Raw genomic sequence first — 1,010 nt, 5'->3', positions numbered from 1 at the left:
TCACAGTGAAAACGCTATCCCCCCCCGCGACGGGACGGTTTTGGCGGGGAATTAAGGATCCTTCGACTCCGCCCTAACGGGCTTCGCTCAGGATGACGGAGAGGGGACCCCGTGTGTGCTCAGGATGACGAGGGTTGCTGCTTTGTCATCCTGAGCGCAGCGAAGGATCCTTGGCCATTACGCGCCAAAGTCATAATGCGGGAAGGTTAAGGATCCTTCGACTCCGCGCTTCGCGCTGCGCTCAGAATGACGGGAAATCGCTCAGCTCACCGGCGAGGTCGGGCCATAGGTCGCGCCATTCGGGGTTGGCGGTTTCGATCAGGGCGTTCTTCTTGGCGCGGGTCCAGCCCGCCCAATAACGCTCGCTGAACTTGAAGCCGGTAACGATAGGAACCATGAAAGATCGCAACGGTTTCGAGTGAAGCGGTCACAGCCGCAAACGTTATTGGGTGTTTGCTAGGACGGGAAAGCGGGCGAAGATGACCATCCAATTACCCTTGCCGGAGACAATGCCCAATATACGCTGGGCTGGTAGTGCGGATTCGGCCCCATCCATTCCGATGGAAGCGCGGTTCACCGTCCCGTGATTGAGCATTTCCATGACAAAAGGGGTACCCAATCGAAGGATTCTTCGTCATGTCGCACCAAGTCATAGTGCAGGATCCTTAACTTCCTGCATGATGACTTTGGTGCGTAATGGCCAAGGATCCTTCGCTGCGCTCAGGATGACGGGAAGCGACCCGGTGTCATCCTGAGCGCAGCGCAGCGGAGTCGAAGGATTCTTCGTCATTGCGCACCAAAGTCATGGTGCAGGAAGTTAAGGATCCTTCGACTCCGGCTACGCCTTCGCTCAGGATGACAGGGAACGACCGTCGTTGTAGCGCTCCGCTCAGGATGACGGAATGTGACTCTTGTCATCCTGAGCGCAGCGCAGCGGAGTCGAAGGATCCTTAACTTCCCATCCGCCCGGCGGGCTACCCGTCGCGGGGGGGATAGCGTTTTCACTGTGG

1 protein-coding gene is annotated in these 1,010 nt (G+C 57.8%); it reads right to left on the bottom strand.

Annotation, left to right across the window (positions count from 1 at the left end; translation table 11 throughout):
* Positions 1–241: 241 nt before the first annotated feature.
* Positions 242–397 (bottom strand): GIY-YIG nuclease family protein, encoded by a 156-nt coding sequence (locus tag EMO90_RS12235; protein ID WP_190972131.1) that lies wholly within the window; start codon positions 395–397, stop codon positions 242–244.
* Positions 398–1,010: the final 613 nt, after the last annotated feature.

This window comes from Bifidobacterium vespertilionis, assembly GCF_008698145.1.
GTDB lineage: Bacteria > Actinomycetota > Actinomycetes > Actinomycetales > Bifidobacteriaceae > Bifidobacterium > Bifidobacterium vespertilionis.
This window is presented reverse-complemented; position numbering and strand designations above follow the sequence as displayed.

What these genes read in the sequence shown, in the direction of transcription:
- EMO90_RS12235 (WP_190972131.1), bottom strand. Translation starts at nt 397, where the DNA reads ATGGTTCCTATCGTTACCGGCTTCAAGTTCAGCGAGCGTTATTGGGCG.